A 13,144-nucleotide genomic window follows, 5' to 3' on the forward strand; every position below is an offset into this window, starting at 1 on the left:
ATATTGCCATATTAAAGAAACGACTTCCATACTCGTGACAGATATCTCTCGGCATCATGCTCACGGATCAGCCTGAACAGCCGCCCGCGCGCACGCATCGTGCCCTGCGCGCGCTGCTCAAGCGCGGATGACAAGCACACTCTCCGCTGACGCGTTTGCCGGCACAGCGCAGCAGCTGCACGCGCACGCTCACTGGAAGCGCGGGCGAGCCAACATCGAACCGCACCACCATCTGCTGACGTTCGCCGGAGGAACGTTGGTCGCCAGCCGGTTCCACGAGGTCACGCTTCGCGAGACATAGACAGTTGCATACCTAACTCCTTCCATGCCGCGAACGGCGCGTTCGATGCCCGCAGCGGCCTGACCGCAGTATCCGCGCCAGGTTGCGGTGCCAGGGCGCATCGGTGACACATCATCAGGGATGCGCCAGACCCGCACAGATATAGCCCCAGTTTACGGCAACGATATCGGCAAAGCCTACAGCGGGCGAGTTCAGCGCGCCGCGGGAATGCCATCGGCAACAGCCGAAGCGGCCTTCATCCGCGACAGGAGTTCGCCGTCCGATTGCCGACGCGGCAAGTTCAGCGCGGCGGACCACGGTTGATGACAACGTCAGCGAACGCCGCCTTCACGCGCATCTGGGTTCAACTCGCCAGCTGGCGCAGACGCGGCGCAAGAGGTTCGCGCGAGCGTATCGTCGATCGTCGATGGACGCATTCATCACGCGAAGGCGCGCATCGAGGATAGCCCGTCTGAGTCCAGCGTTGATACCGGCGTCAGTGGTGATCCCGCTGCCGTGTTCCGGGCCTGCATTGAAACTGGCAATCTGGACAGCGCAGATTCATGCGAACGCGCTACCGCCTTCATGCCGGTGTAATGCGCGCGTCTTCTGATGCAGGCATCGGGCGCACACCTGAAATACAGCTCGGCGGCACGCTGGCGACGATACCGTACGCGAAAATTCAGTTCGCCATCCGCCAGCTCGACATCTCAACCGCGGCATTGCGCCGCGGGTGATGATACGCGCACCTTGGCATCGGCGCGGGATGAATGCGCCGATGGGCGGCAGCGCAGCGTTACGATAGCGCGCCCCACGCACCACGCCGTCTTCAACGCCGCCGAAGCGCACAGCAGCAGCACGGCAGTGCGCCGCGCTGCGCCAGTGTAATGTCGATACCGCCATCGAATGAACGCCGTCTGACGACATCACCTGACCAGCCATCGAGAAAATCGGATGCGCCAAGCGCGAATATCCAGAAGAATCGCGCTTTCATCATAGCCGAGCGCCATCATGCGCCGCCCCAGTCCAGCGCCCTTGATCAGTCTGGTGATGCCACTGCTACTGGGAGGCGCTGCGAGCATTAAGATCGCGCACAGCAGCGCGCATCGCGCACATATTGGCACCGCCCAGAGAGCCGCCCGCGATGAATTGCGATATCGCCCATATTCCGCCGCGCATCAGCAGATAACGCTTATTCGTCTGTATTGCATCCGCCGGACGACGTACGATGCGCAGCCCATGGCGCACAGTTCAGATCATCGATCACCTGGGATTTCAGAGCAGGACCGACAAGGCATGGCGACTGATTACGGAAGCTGATGAAATTCGGTGAACGCAGCACAGCAACAGAATTTTCCGCTATTCAGCACTTGAGATCAGCGCCAGCCAGATAGGCCGCACATCAGCCAATATCGCTACTCGATTAATAATCATGTCCAGATGCGAACGGGCGCTGCGCGGCGGTGCCTTGATTCCAGCATCATCGCTCCACACTTGTTTCAGCATCTGCACATTGACTGATTTTGTATTTGACAGCCATATATTCACCGAAAATTTGTTTGAATTTCTTCTATTCCGTCATACACTTGAGTATCTGATCATCTTCCCAAGTTCAGTTGACCTCCGTCTAACGGGTGGAGTTTGAATGTAATAAGCCAGTTACAGCAAGAGCTGCATGATTACTGCCGATCCCATCACTGACTATCGTTCCCAAAATTCGCTGATTATGTTCTTTCCGCTCTGTTCTGATTGCTGATTGCAGCGGCTGGATCAATGGCCGGGTACCGGTGACGCCAGAGCGATTGTTGCTCAATATCGGCACGACATAATGGCAAATTCGCGGTTATCGGCCAGCAGCCACTGTACGGGTGGCAAAACTCGTCATAGAAGTCAGTGCCGCGCGATTACTGCGAGGCAATCATTCTGATGCAAACGAAAAACGCTGCGCCAATCCGGCGGGCGTTTGCTTTAGAGCTGCGAAGGGCAAGCGAAAGCTGTAGCCGTTTATCTGCCAGCCCTTTACGGGAAGGTCAACGCATGCAGCGTAATCGCCCAGCAGGTTCTGGAGAAGCAGCCGGAGTATAGGTGCTCATCGATCTGCGAGACCGGCGTCAGTTTTCAGTTGCGGTGCCAGGGTGACGAATACCTGCGAAGCCTTCAACTTCAGACATTACGCGTTCGATCATCTTACCCACGCTTCTGGACAATGGCAGAGGCGATAGCGAAGGTCAATTTCGGCGGAATGACGCCACCTGATGTTGGCGCCGGGTACACTCGGCCAGGCTGCGCCAGCCCGGCGACATACGTGCGCTCCGCAGCCCGGCGTTGGTCGCATCATAAGGCTACAGTTCTTTGCTGGAGGGCGCCAGGTTGTGACGGCGGTATTGCCATCGCGGACCTTGATGCCTTTCAGGCGCTGTTCATCGGCGACGACGACGCGCGGCCAGAAAGGCGGAGAGGCCTGCGCCGCCATGCCGATCCTGAATTGCGCGCCAGCGATGGGGCGGATGTGGCACCGGACAGATTACCGCACGACATCGCGGCAGATCTGACCGATTCCGATTACCGCAGGGATGTCGAAATCGAGCGTCTGGCGCTGTCGATCAGACGTTGAAATGCTCCGAGTTTCCGGAAAATCCGCCGTTACAGGCGGCCTCAAACACGCATTGCCGTTATAGCGCAGCGCGTGGGTGAGAACGTGAATGTTATCTACAGCGCTGTAAGCACATCCAGCCATCGCTTTCAGATGATGACCGTCGCGATCGAGGTATTCCCATTCCAGTTTTCAGATTTCGCGCCAGGATTGCTAGTAATGAAAAGGCTGGCTTGGCGATTGTTCCGTGAATTTTGCGGTTGCGTAATCGGCGCACCAGAAGCGATCCAGATTGCTCTTCCAGATCAATTGGGGCAGTTTGGCGGTGTAGTACTGCTCCCAGTTTATCCAGCGCTTCAAGATACCTGAAACCTCCTTGATGCAAGCCTGAAGCGCGGACTTTATAGACTGGGCGAGCACGCCACCATTCCGCGCGAAATCATTTCGTCATGACTATCAATCGAGGCCAGTCAGCGTCAACATGACTGATTACACCGCCCGACGCCACGGGCCAGGGCGCGCCACCAAGGCTTCCGCAGTAAGCAATAGAGGAGCTGATAACGGAGCAGTCTCGGGAATTCCGGCAGGTGCCGCATCGCCGGATGATCTGGTCGCCTGAGGCCGAGCTGTTGTTCTGCCTATCGTGATTTACTGGCGGTCTCGATGCGATATCTCCGAAACCTACAGCGCGCATCAACTGCGCTGCATTATCGCGTATCCGGGTTTTCGAGGGGTCGCTTGCCTGATATCTGGCGCATCACAAGCAGAGCTTTTTCGTGCGCTGAAATATCATCGATGTGCTGCCTACATTCACGCAATTACTCGGTGATGACGATTCGGCGTGGCGCCTGCCTATCAGCATTGTACAGCGGGCGTCTGGCGGTGCCTTCATTCTGCAACGCGACATTACTGGCGTCAGCGCTTGCCACTGTCTCGAAGCTGCCGGAGTTTGCACGCTTGCCACATGATTGCGGCTCGATCGCCGCGGAGCCTGGTCAGCGCGGTAATGCCCGCGCATCGACAGTATTGGCATTCGAATGCGAGGGGCACCCATGAGAACGGCAAGCCGCGAAAGAATTCCGCTCTGATAACGTGCCGATTGCCGACGACGACCAGAAGATCCACTGGCTCGCGTTATCTGGCGCCGTGAGAAGTTTCCGCGTAACCACGCACAGGACGCAGCAATGGCGCAGGAATGCAAAAGCGGCCTGAGTCTGACGCTGCATTGGCTGACGTGATGATGCCAGGAAAGGGCTGGATTCCAGCGCGAAGCCGAAAGCAACGCGCTGCCCCATCCGTATGCTGACGGCGCGATTTATGGAAGCTTTCCGCGCTGATGATTACATCCTCTGGGGCTTGATGCCGCGCGAGCGTTTCGTCACCGCTGGAGCCTGCTGGCGGTGGGCGGTGGCCTGGGCCTGCTGGGTGATGAAATCTGCATGGCAATCACGTTTCATCGGCGACAGCGCGGCGAGCTGAAGCATGGAAGAAACGGTGAAGCTGACGGTGGAGCGCGATTCGCCGCGCATGTTCCCGCAGCGCATCGGCATGCCTATCTCCACGCCATGAACTGGCGTCAGACAAGGCGACCGCTGACGCGCAGATCACCGTCTGCGCCGGAAAATTGAAACCGACTTCTCTTACCCGTCACCAGAGAAGTTCGGGGCAAGCGCGTTCTCTGCGCGCGGATTGATCGGGTGACGTCCGCAGTTTTAAGGTCGGTTGTTGATGTTGCCAGAGGCGATGAACCTGAAAGCCGCTCGCTCCTGCCATGCAGCAGCCAGCGCCTAAGCAGTGGCTGCGCTGCGGACGCAGCGCGCGATTTCGCCACCGAGAGCACCATTTTGCCGCATCTGCACGCGGTGCATCGTCCGGGCATGGCGTTTATGCCGCCGTTCGGCTGCTGGCGTTTCGCTGCATTCAGGAATTACGTTAGCGCCACGCTGCATGGCTGCGGTCGTCTGGAGCCTCTGGTCTGTATGCGTCTATCGTTGCAATGTCGGCGGCTGGTTTGCATCTATACAGTTACCTCTGCTGATGCGCTCATCATTATCAGCGACGTGCGCTGGAGCGCGTGACGCGTTCGTCTTCATGGAATGCCACTCGGGCGGCGACGCGGCGCCTTCGGCGCACCGCGCGCGCATTGCAGCAGTCATCGATACCTATCAGCAGCATCCGAGCGCGACGATAGCCAGCTCATCGAGATGGCGTACCGTCACCTTTCATGCAGGTTCTGCTGAGCGGCGATCTGCCGCTGCCACAACCAGTTGCTTTTCTTCGCGCTTCTAGATCGCGCGTTGTCAGACGAGTAAGCAGGTGCAACGGTTACCGACATAGTTGGCTAATTCGCGCACGTTGAAATTGCGTCAGTTACGACGCCATTCTGCGCCTGCGTCGCCAGCGCTCCCAGACGTAGCCCCACGCCCGCGCACATCTTCCCGCTGCGGATTTGCTCATCGCATCTCCCGCTGACGGCAGCCATCCAGTTCCGCGCACCAGATCAGGCCCATCTTGCGCTGGCAGGAAGCTGCCGACGCATTCGGGTCGGGTACCTGAGGATTCGCGCGTAGCGCGCGAAGCTCCGCCAGTGGCAACGGCATTCTCGAGATGCGCGGACACCACTGCACGTCGAACAGTAACGATGCTGGCCGGCGTCAGCCACCATTTTGCGCTCGCCAGAGCTGGCGCTGGCGATACGCCTGAGCGCTGTCGCTTTAAAGCCGATGCGCGAGATGCCGTGAAGACATCTGGCATTTCGCGAAGGGTGATGGCGCAGACGCGAATCGACGCCTATGCCAATCTGCGCGAACTGCCGCAGGAAATTTACGACGATCAGCACGCCGATACCGAAGCAGCTGCGCAAGCGGCGGCAGGATCTGCGTCGTTACCCGAGCGGCAGGCGTCAAGCAAGGCGATTTCACCTACTTTTCATCAGATATTCGTTATGGCGACAGACATCATCGCGGTGCGGTCGAGGGCCAGCGGCTGATTGAGGTGACGACATTCCCGGCATTCCGGAGGGGAGGCGAATGCAGTTCCGGCCATTCTATCGCATCGACCATGTGCGTCAGACGAGGCACCGGCCTGGGCTCCGCCATCGTCTGCGACATCGCCAAGAGTTACGGCGGTGAGGTGCTTGCGTCAGTTCAATATGGATTGCGCGCGATTTCGCGCCAGTTTAGCTCTCTTTGATTGCGCTCGGCGATTTTCCCGGAAGAGCCGGCCGCCGAGCAACGGTCTACGAGATACAGCGCGCCAAATGCCCATGTCGGCGTCGGATCGGCGGCGTTATCTTCGATGTTCCCGCGATGCGTGCCTGTTTACGTTCCGGCAGTCCGCATTGCCGGCTAAGCGCTGCCAGTCAGCGACGGACATTGCTTACTGTTTTAGCTGAGGTCTGATTTCCGCCAGAGTCAGCCAGTGCGATAGACCGATGTGATATACGCTGGTAAGACATCCGCAAGGCCCTCGACGCCATCGGCATCTATGTTACAGCGGCATCCAGACTTGCGAGCGCGCACATTGTTGCGATATGGACGACCGACAGCTGTCAGAAATTGAACGCAGCGCCGTTTTGCCAAGGCATCGAAAGGCGCCATGATGATTCTGAACAGCATCAGCGGCGTTGTTCGCGATGGAGCGCTATCTTCCGTTGTTGCGCGACAGCCGCGCAGTGCTGCGTTTGAGTAGTATTCCTGTCGTCGATCATGCACGAAAGCTGCGATTACCCGCCTTTGAACTGAAGTGTTGCGCACCAATCGACATCTGCTGAAGTTGCGATATTCCGTCAGCTGCTGCTGCCACGCCACGGCGCGGCGAGGGCGCATGTGGTTGCTGTTGTTCAGCGTCTCTTTATCGATTGATCGATCATCGTTACCTTCGGAGCTGCTCGTTCCGGCGCCGCGGCGCGCTTCCGCTACCTTAGACGGCAGCCATCGAGGCCGTTAATTGCAATGGAATTATCCTTTGGCTAAGCTCAGCAGCGTCTCCCGCATGGATGCAGGCGTCAGCGCGAGTTGTCACGCGTTTCTGGAGCGCCGATCACGCATCGACATCGACAAAAGTGACGCCTATGGCGCGGTTGAACGGCCTGCACATTCATACTCATAATCTCATCTGCATGGCAGCGCCTGCAGCTGACGCAGAGCCAGCAGTCTGGCCCCGGCTTATCTGGCGACAATACTGTTCCTGCGCCGAGCGCGACAGGTTTGTCTGCTCAGGCAAGGATGTCGAGGATCACGGATGCGTTTCAGCGCTATCTGCTCGGGTCGCGGCCGCGTTGTACAGAATGCCGCCACGCTTCCGTCATCAGTTTTGTTCAGCCGTCAGCGCAATTACCCGCCGCCGCAGCCGCCAGGCGATAACAGCCGCTGCGGCGAAGATCCGCCAGCTGACAGTCTGATGCACGAAACCGTGGCGCGCAAGGTTGCCACGCTGGATCAAGGCCCAGCTCGTCTGCGCGAGACATTCAGCCAGATAGAAATGGCCTGTTCCAGAGTCTGACCAGTGGTGACAGTCGAGCAGGTCTTCATCGTCGAGCCAGATCACGTCGCGCTGACTGCCGCAAGAGCTGGCATCTGCAACGGCGCGCTGCGCATCGCTCATCTGGCATTCGGTATACCGCAGCCGTAGCGCAGAATACGCGTTTCGGCACGCGCAGCACGGCGGCATCCGGCGAAGTACTGCTCGACGCGATAACGATAAGCGTCTGCGCAGCGCGGGCGCCAGTCCATGATTCAGAGCGACCAGATCACCGCTGGCGACATCGACAGCGGCGGTATCAAGCACGGTCTGATTGCGCCTGACAGCATGACGGCTCGGCGGTGCCGGATCCCGCACAACGAATGCGGAGTGATTCAGTCCGCGGGCTAGCAACTTTCAGGATCGCCCACCCACTTTGCACAACCCCGGCGTCAGCAAAATCCGTTGAAGTGCAACGCTCGGCACTTGTGCTCAAAATGCGCGGGGCGTGCGCCGCGCCCGATATCAGGGCCCCGGATTTCGGATTCAGGCCCGCCTTCGTCTTCAAATACGCCGCCGAAGCCGCGCGCCTCACGGTGCCTGCTTACCCGGGGCCCAGAGACGAACCGGCGCCTGATAGTAGCGCTTCACAGTTTCGGCCGCCTGCAGCATGGCCTCAGACCGACGGGCATAGTAACAGCAGGTCATTGAGCAGCAGCGGCATGTCGGAACATGACCAGTTGTCTTTAGCATCTTCAGATTTTCCAGCCAGAGTTGCCTGCTTGATCTGGGCCACCAGCTTGTACATTTCCGGCAGCCGGTTTTCCGGCACGCGGAAGTCGAAAGCACATGCCAGATGCAGCGCTTCCAGATCGTCCTGCCAGTTGAGCTGACGCTGGTTATCGCCGGCACGTGGACCGACTATCACGTCTCGCTCAACTGGCGGGACGATCTGGAAGCGCTGCATCTGGCATGTGCTTTCGACTTCCGCGTGCCGGAAAACCGGCTGCCGGAAATGTACAAGCTGGTGGCCCAGATCAACGAACAGCTCTGGCTGGGGCATTTCGATCTGTGGGCACAGGACGGGCTGGTCATGTTCCGACATGCGCTGCTGCTCAACGGTGCTGTTGCAACCACCCGTCAGTGCGAGGCCATGCTGCAGGCCGCGCTTGAGGGCTGTGAGCGCTACTATCAGGCCTTCCAGTTCGTCGTCTGGGCAGGTAAGCAAAGCCGTGAGGCTTTGGTTTCGGCGATGTTTGAGACCGAAGGCCAGGCCTGAGATCGGGGCTTTGAACTCCGGGGCCTGATATCGGGCGCGGCGCGCGCCCCGCAGCACTGGGGCGTAAAATATGAGCGTTGCCTTCAACGGGCCTTTGCTGTTTGCCGGGGCCGGCAAGATGGGTGGAGCGATCCTGAAGGGATTGCTAGCCCGCGGACTGGATCCTTCCACGGTCGTTGTGCAGGATCCGGCACCGCCGCAGGCCGTCATGGATCTGCTGGCCGAACACGCAATCAAGACCGTGCCCGATGCCGCCGCTGTCGATGTCACGCCAGCGGTGATCCTGGTCGCGGTCAAGCCGCAGATCATGGACGACGTGCTGCCCGCGCTTGCCGTGCTTGCCGGGCCGCAGACGCTTATCGTTTCTATCGCGGCAGGACGGCGGATCGCCAACTTCGAGCAGTACTTCGCGGATGCCGCCGTTGTGCGCGCGATGCCGAATACGCCGGCTGCGATTCTGCGCGGCACCACGGTTGCTGTTCCGAATGCCAAGGTGAGCGATGCGCAGCGCGCCGTTGCGGATGCCATGCTTGCGGCAGTCGGCGACGTGATCTGGCTCGACGATGAAGACCTGCTCGACGCTGTCACCGCGGTTTCGGGCTCTGGACCGGCTTACGTTTTCTATCTGGCTGAATGTCTCGCGCAGGCGGGCGAGGCTGCGGGCCTTGATCCAGCATTGGCGCAGCAACTCGCACGCGCCACGGTTTCCGGCGCCGGTGCGTTGCTGGATGCATCGGAGCTGTCAGCGGCGGATCTTCGCCGCAACGTGACATCGCCTGGCGGCACCACGGCAGCGGCGCTGGAGGTGCTGAGTGCACCCGGCGACGGACTGCAAAAGCTGATGACGGAAGCAGTGGCGGCTGCAACGCAACGCGGCCGCGACTTGGCCAAGTAAGCGCTGAAAGCGCATCAGCCGATCGCGACCGCGTCACTTGCATTGCCTGAGCGGACAAGAACCCCGGCGGCTCGGGCAAGTTGGTGTGTCTGGCACCCAAGGCTCAGAAAACCAAGGAGGATAGGCTGCTGAGCTCTGCGCGTCCGGTGCCCCAGGGCGCCACACCATGCAGATAGTTATGGTATAGTGTTACAGGCCGTTCAACCGCCTCGCGGGCGTCTCACGCAATCGTGTCGGTGCGTGATCTGAACAAACCTCGGCGCTCCAAACCCCTCAGGGCTGCGTGACAGCTCGCTTCGCTGACGCCCTCCATCCGGCAGGCATTTAACGTTGCTGCTGAGCTAGCCCAAGGGAAACTCCAATTCCGATGACTGCGGTGGCTTTTTCCGGCCTCGATGGCTGCCTATCTCTAAGGTAGCGGAAGAGAGCACGCCGCGACGGGGCAACGGCTCCGGCAAGGAGGCAGCACGATGATCGATCAATCGACGATAAAGGGGCGGCTGGTGGCAGCGGCCATGCGCCTCGCCGCGCAGTCGCCGTGGCGTGACGTAACGCTGACAGATATCGCAGCTTCAGCGGGTGTCAGTCTCGTTGATTTGCGCAACACCTTCAGTTCTAAAGGCGAGGTGATCGCAGCTTTCGTGCGCATGATCGACGACGAGGTACTTGCTCAAACGCAGCTTACGCAGCGTGGGCGCGCGCAAACAACGGAAGATGGCGCTCCATCGCAGACAACGCCGCGCGATGCGCTGTTCGAAGTCATCATGGCGCGCTTCGATGCGCTGGGTCCGTATAAGGCGGCGCTGCGTTCAATTTCTGACAGCTGGTCGGTCGATCCCGCTATCGCAGCTGCTGTTGCGCGCTCGCAAGTCTGGATGCTGCGCGCGGCTGGTATAGGTGCCGATGGCGTCGAGGGCCGTTTGCGTGCAGGCGGTCTTACCGGCGTATATGCATCGGTCTATCGCACCTGGCTGACCGACGACGATCCGGGCCTCGGCAAAACAATGGCTGTGCTCGATCGCCGGTTGCGCCGTGGCGAAAGCGTGCTGAAGCAGGCCGACAGTGCATTCGGCAAGCTATGCGGTTTTGCCAGATCGTGCCGGGATGCAGTCAACAGGCGCACATCATCGCGGGGAGCATCGAAGGCCAACACCGCCGATCCGACGCCGGACGACATGGAAAACATTCCCCCCGGCGCGCTGTCGTGAACCGTCACGCGCTCGGCGGCCGGCTCTCCGGAGGAGAGTCGCCGAGCGCAATCAAAAAGCTAAAGCGGCACGGAAATGATCGCGCGCAGTCCGCCCATTGAACTGACACCAAGCGCGATGTCGCCGCCATGGCTCTTGGCGATGTCGCGGGCGATGGCTAGGCCAAGGCCGGTGTTGCCCTCGTCCTGATTGCGCGCATGGTCGATGCGATAGAATGGCCGGAACACGTTCGCGCGTTCCTCCTCCGGAATGCCGGGGCCGTTGTCGTCCACCTCAATCCGCAGCCACTGGCCCTCGACCGCACCGCGGATGATGATCTGGTCGCCATAACGGGCCGCGTTTGAAACAAGGTTGGTGATCGCGCGCTTGAACGCCTGCCGCTTCAGCGGCAACACCAGATCCTGCCGCCGCTTGCGCAGCTTCAGTTCAATCGGCGTGCCGAAGTACTGGGCCTCGTCGTAAATTTCCTGCAGCAGTTCGCGCAGATTGGTAGGCGTCGATTCCTCGCCGCCATCACCCTTCGCGAATGCCAGATAATCTTCCAGCATGTGCTGCATCTCGCGCACGTCCGACTGCAGCGACAGCGCTTCAGGCGTATCGCCCAGCAGCGCCAGCTCTAACTTGAAGCGCGTCAGAATGGTGCGCATGTCGTGGCTGACACCGGCCAGCATCGTTGTGCGCTGTTCGACGTGCGTGGTGATGCGATCGCGCATCTCGAGAAATGCCGTTGCCGCTTGGCGAACTTCGCGCGCGCCGCGCGGCCGGAAATCCTCAGGTACCCGGCGCCCTTTGCCGAATGCGTCGGCAGCTTCCGCCAAGCGCAAAATGGGCCGGATCTGATTGCGCAGGAACAGGATGGCTACCGTCAGCAGAATGACGGATGAGCCGATCATCCACAGCAGGAAGATGTGCGAATTGGAGGCGTACGTCTGGGAGCGTGTGGCGACGAAGCGCAGAATGGCGTCATCCAGCTTGACGCGAATTTCAACGTGCCGCGATTGGCCAACTGTGTCGATCCAGAACGGCCGTTGCACCTGCTTGCGGATTTCGTCTGACAACGCACGATCTAGAAGCGCGAAAAACGGCTTGGGACGTGGCGCCGGCAGATCGCCGCTCGGCAGAACCTGCATGGAAAGGTTCAGGCGGTTGCGCGCCATCTCGATGAGCTGGCTGTCGTCGCTCTTCGGATACTGCTGATAGATGTCGATGACTGCTGCAATGTCACGCGCGGTTGCCTCCGAAAGGCGCCGCGTCACCGCCTGCCAGTGGCGTTCCATGAAGACGAACGCGATCACGCCTTCCAGCACCACGATCGGCGCGATGATGATGATGAGCGCGCGCGCATAGAGGCCCTTCGGCAGCAGGTCGCCAAGCCAGCCGCCGATATAGGCCATGTTGCGGCGATGAACGCGCCCGAACCAGGAGCCGAACGACCGCAGCCATTGCGGCGTGGCTGGCAGCCGGTTCCACAGTGCAGCGGGAAACGCCAGCAGCCAGACAGGCGGCATAAGCCATGCCGGGATGATACCGCTGCGTGCGGGCGCTTCAGGTGCAGCCGTCGTTATGCTTTCGGTGGCGGGGTCCTTGCGTCCACGGCGCAGCCACTGCCAGAGCGCATGCCATGGCAGGAGCGAGCGGCGCTCGGGTTCATCGCCTCTGGCAAGCATCAACAACCGACCTTAAAACTGCGGACGATCACCGTGATCAATCCGCGTAGAGAATATACCCTTTGCCCCGAACTGTCTGGAGGTAGACCGGGTTGGAGGGGTCGGTTTCAATTTTCCGGCGCAGACGATTGATCTGCACGTCGATGGCGCGGTCGCTGCCAGTGGAATCCTCCGACGCCAGTTCATGGCGTGGAATGGGCATGCCGATGCGCTGCGAGAACATGCGCAGCAGGTCGCGCTCCCGCTCCGTCAGCTTCACCGTTTCTTCCATGTGCTTCAGCTCGCCGCGCGTCACGTGGAAAACGTGATTGCCCATGCGGATTTCATCACCGGCCGGGCCCAGGCCACCGCCCGCCGCCCGGCGCAGAATGTTGCGCAGGCGCAGCAGCAACTCGCGCGGCTCGAATGGCTTGGGGATGTAATCGTCAACGCCGGCTTCCAGCCCCTCGATGCGGTGCTCGGGCTCCGATCGCGCCGTCAGCATGCAGATGGGAACGGGCCGCGTTGCTTTCAGCTCGCGCGCAAGATCCAGCCCGCTTTCCCCCGGCATCATCACGTCCAGCAGCACGGCGTCGAACTCAAGGCCGCGCATTCCTGCGCGTGCGGTTGCTGCGTCCTGTGCGGTGGTTACGCGGAAGCCCTGCTCGGCCAGATAGCGCGCAAGCAGATCGCGGATCTTCTGGTCGTCGTCGACAATCAACACATGGGGCGCGTTGTCAGGAAGCGGAGTGCTCGCAGCCTTTGCCGTTCTCATGGGTGCC

The 13,144-nt window shown here is 60.4% G+C and carries 13 protein-coding genes; 7 read left to right on the forward strand and 6 right to left on the reverse strand.

Annotation, left to right across the window (positions count from 1 at the left end):
• Positions 1-876: 876 nt before the first annotated feature.
• Positions 877-1,017: a hypothetical protein gene (locus QEZ49_RS10145; RefSeq protein ID WP_280386568.1), complete on the forward strand. Its 141-nt coding sequence runs from the start codon at positions 877-879 to the stop codon at positions 1,015-1,017.
• 92 nt (positions 1,018-1,109) lie between these two features.
• On the opposite strand, the gene QEZ49_RS10150 is transcribed toward QEZ49_RS10145, so the two are convergent.
• On the reverse strand, positions 1,110-1,277 hold the full coding sequence (locus QEZ49_RS10150; RefSeq protein WP_280386570.1) for a hypothetical protein: 168 nt from the start codon (positions 1,275-1,277) through the stop codon (positions 1,110-1,112).
• Positions 1,278-2,585: 1,308 nt separating this feature from the next.
• On the opposite strand from QEZ49_RS10150, the gene QEZ49_RS10155 reads away from it, so the two are divergent.
• On the forward strand, positions 2,586-2,894 hold the full coding sequence (locus tag QEZ49_RS10155; protein ID WP_280386572.1) for a hypothetical protein: 309 nt from the start codon (positions 2,586-2,588) through the stop codon (positions 2,892-2,894).
• 72 nt (positions 2,895-2,966) lie between these two features.
• Positions 2,967-3,242 (forward strand): hypothetical protein, encoded by a 276-nt coding sequence (locus QEZ49_RS10160; protein WP_280386573.1) that lies wholly within the window; start codon positions 2,967-2,969, stop codon positions 3,240-3,242.
• 971 nt (positions 3,243-4,213) lie between these two features.
• On the opposite strand, the gene QEZ49_RS10165 is transcribed toward QEZ49_RS10160, so the two are convergent.
• On the reverse strand, positions 4,214-4,423 hold the full coding sequence (locus QEZ49_RS10165) for a hypothetical protein (protein ID WP_280386575.1): 210 nt from the start codon (positions 4,421-4,423) through the stop codon (positions 4,214-4,216).
• 1,217 nt (positions 4,424-5,640) lie between these two features.
• On the opposite strand from QEZ49_RS10165, the gene QEZ49_RS10170 reads away from it, so the two are divergent.
• Positions 5,641-5,862 (forward strand): hypothetical protein, encoded by a 222-nt coding sequence (locus QEZ49_RS10170; RefSeq protein WP_280386576.1) that lies wholly within the window; start codon positions 5,641-5,643, stop codon positions 5,860-5,862.
• 1,319 nt (positions 5,863-7,181) lie between these two features.
• On the opposite strand, the gene QEZ49_RS10175 is transcribed toward QEZ49_RS10170, so the two are convergent.
• Together QEZ49_RS10175 and QEZ49_RS10180 are read right to left on the reverse strand one after the other, a co-directional pair.
• The gene (locus QEZ49_RS10175; protein WP_280386578.1) at positions 7,182-7,478 is read right to left on the reverse strand and encodes a hypothetical protein; all 297 of its coding nucleotides are present in this window, start codon (positions 7,476-7,478) and stop codon (positions 7,182-7,184) included.
• Between the two features lie 532 nt (positions 7,479-8,010).
• A complete protein-coding gene (locus QEZ49_RS10180; RefSeq protein ID WP_280386580.1) occupies positions 8,011-8,142 on the reverse strand; it encodes a hypothetical protein in 132 nt (43 codons plus the stop codon).
• 48 nt (positions 8,143-8,190) lie between these two features.
• Here QEZ49_RS10180 and QEZ49_RS10185 point away from each other — a divergent pair, with 48 nt between their 5' ends.
• The 3 genes from QEZ49_RS10185 to QEZ49_RS10195 all read left to right on the forward strand — a co-directional run bounded on the left by QEZ49_RS10185 (position 8,191) and on the right by QEZ49_RS10195 (position 10,716).
• Positions 8,191-8,613 carry a YbjN domain-containing protein gene (locus QEZ49_RS10185; RefSeq protein WP_280386582.1) on the forward strand — a complete coding sequence of 141 codons (423 nt, stop codon included), beginning with the start codon at positions 8,191-8,193 and terminating at the stop codon, positions 8,611-8,613.
• Between the two features lie 70 nt (positions 8,614-8,683).
• Positions 8,684-9,508, forward strand: a complete 825-nt coding sequence (proC, locus tag QEZ49_RS10190) for a pyrroline-5-carboxylate reductase (protein WP_280386583.1) — start codon at positions 8,684-8,686, stop codon at positions 9,506-9,508.
• A gap of 470 nt (positions 9,509-9,978) precedes the next feature.
• Positions 9,979-10,716, forward strand: coding sequence for a TetR/AcrR family transcriptional regulator (locus QEZ49_RS10195; RefSeq protein ID WP_280386585.1), 738 nt, complete (start codon positions 9,979-9,981; stop codon positions 10,714-10,716).
• 59 nt (positions 10,717-10,775) lie between these two features.
• On the opposite strand, the gene QEZ49_RS10200 is transcribed toward QEZ49_RS10195, so the two are convergent.
• The gene (locus QEZ49_RS10200; RefSeq protein ID WP_280387275.1) at positions 10,776-12,110 is read right to left on the reverse strand and encodes an ATP-binding protein; all 1,335 of its coding nucleotides are present in this window, start codon (positions 12,108-12,110) and stop codon (positions 10,776-10,778) included.
• A 310-nt stretch (positions 12,111-12,420) separates the two neighbouring features.
• Positions 12,421-13,137, reverse strand: a complete 717-nt coding sequence (locus QEZ49_RS10205; protein ID WP_280386586.1) for a response regulator transcription factor — start codon at positions 13,135-13,137, stop codon at positions 12,421-12,423.
• Between the last annotated feature and the right edge of the window lie 7 nt (positions 13,138-13,144).

Origin of the sequence: Hyphomicrobium sp. D-2, from assembly GCF_029872155.1 — a bacterium.
GTDB lineage: Bacteria > Pseudomonadota > Alphaproteobacteria > Rhizobiales > Hyphomicrobiaceae > Hyphomicrobium_A.

Excerpts from the sequence above, each read along its gene's own strand:
- QEZ49_RS10145 (WP_280386568.1), top strand. The coding sequence starts at position 877 with ATGCGCGCGTCTTCTGATGCAGGCATCGGGCGCACACCTGAAATACAG.
- QEZ49_RS10150 (WP_280386570.1), bottom strand. The coding sequence starts at position 1,277 with ATGATGAAAGCGCGATTCTTCTGGATATTCGCGCTTGGCGCATCCGAT.
- QEZ49_RS10165 (WP_280386575.1), bottom strand. The coding sequence starts at position 4,423 with ATGCCGATGCGCTGCGGGAACATGCGCGGCGAATCGCGCTCCACCGTC.
- QEZ49_RS10170 (WP_280386576.1), top strand. The coding sequence starts at position 5,641 with ATGGCGCAGACGCGAATCGACGCCTATGCCAATCTGCGCGAACTGCCG.
- QEZ49_RS10175 (WP_280386578.1), bottom strand. The coding sequence starts at position 7,478 with ATGAGCGATGCGCAGCGCGCCGTTGCAGATGCCAGCTCTTGCGGCAGT.
- QEZ49_RS10180 (WP_280386580.1), bottom strand. The coding sequence starts at position 8,142 with ATGTACAAGCTGGTGGCCCAGATCAAGCAGGCAACTCTGGCTGGAAAA.
- QEZ49_RS10185 (WP_280386582.1), top strand. The coding sequence starts at position 8,191 with ATGCAGCGCTTCCAGATCGTCCTGCCAGTTGAGCTGACGCTGGTTATC.
- proC (WP_280386583.1), top strand. The coding sequence starts at position 8,684 with ATGAGCGTTGCCTTCAACGGGCCTTTGCTGTTTGCCGGGGCCGGCAAG.
- QEZ49_RS10195 (WP_280386585.1), top strand. The coding sequence starts at position 9,979 with ATGATCGATCAATCGACGATAAAGGGGCGGCTGGTGGCAGCGGCCATG.
- QEZ49_RS10200 (WP_280387275.1), bottom strand. The coding sequence starts at position 12,110 with ATGGCCTATATCGGCGGCTGGCTTGGCGACCTGCTGCCGAAGGGCCTC.
- QEZ49_RS10205 (WP_280386586.1), bottom strand. The coding sequence starts at position 13,137 with ATGAGAACGGCAAAGGCTGCGAGCACTCCGCTTCCTGACAACGCGCCC.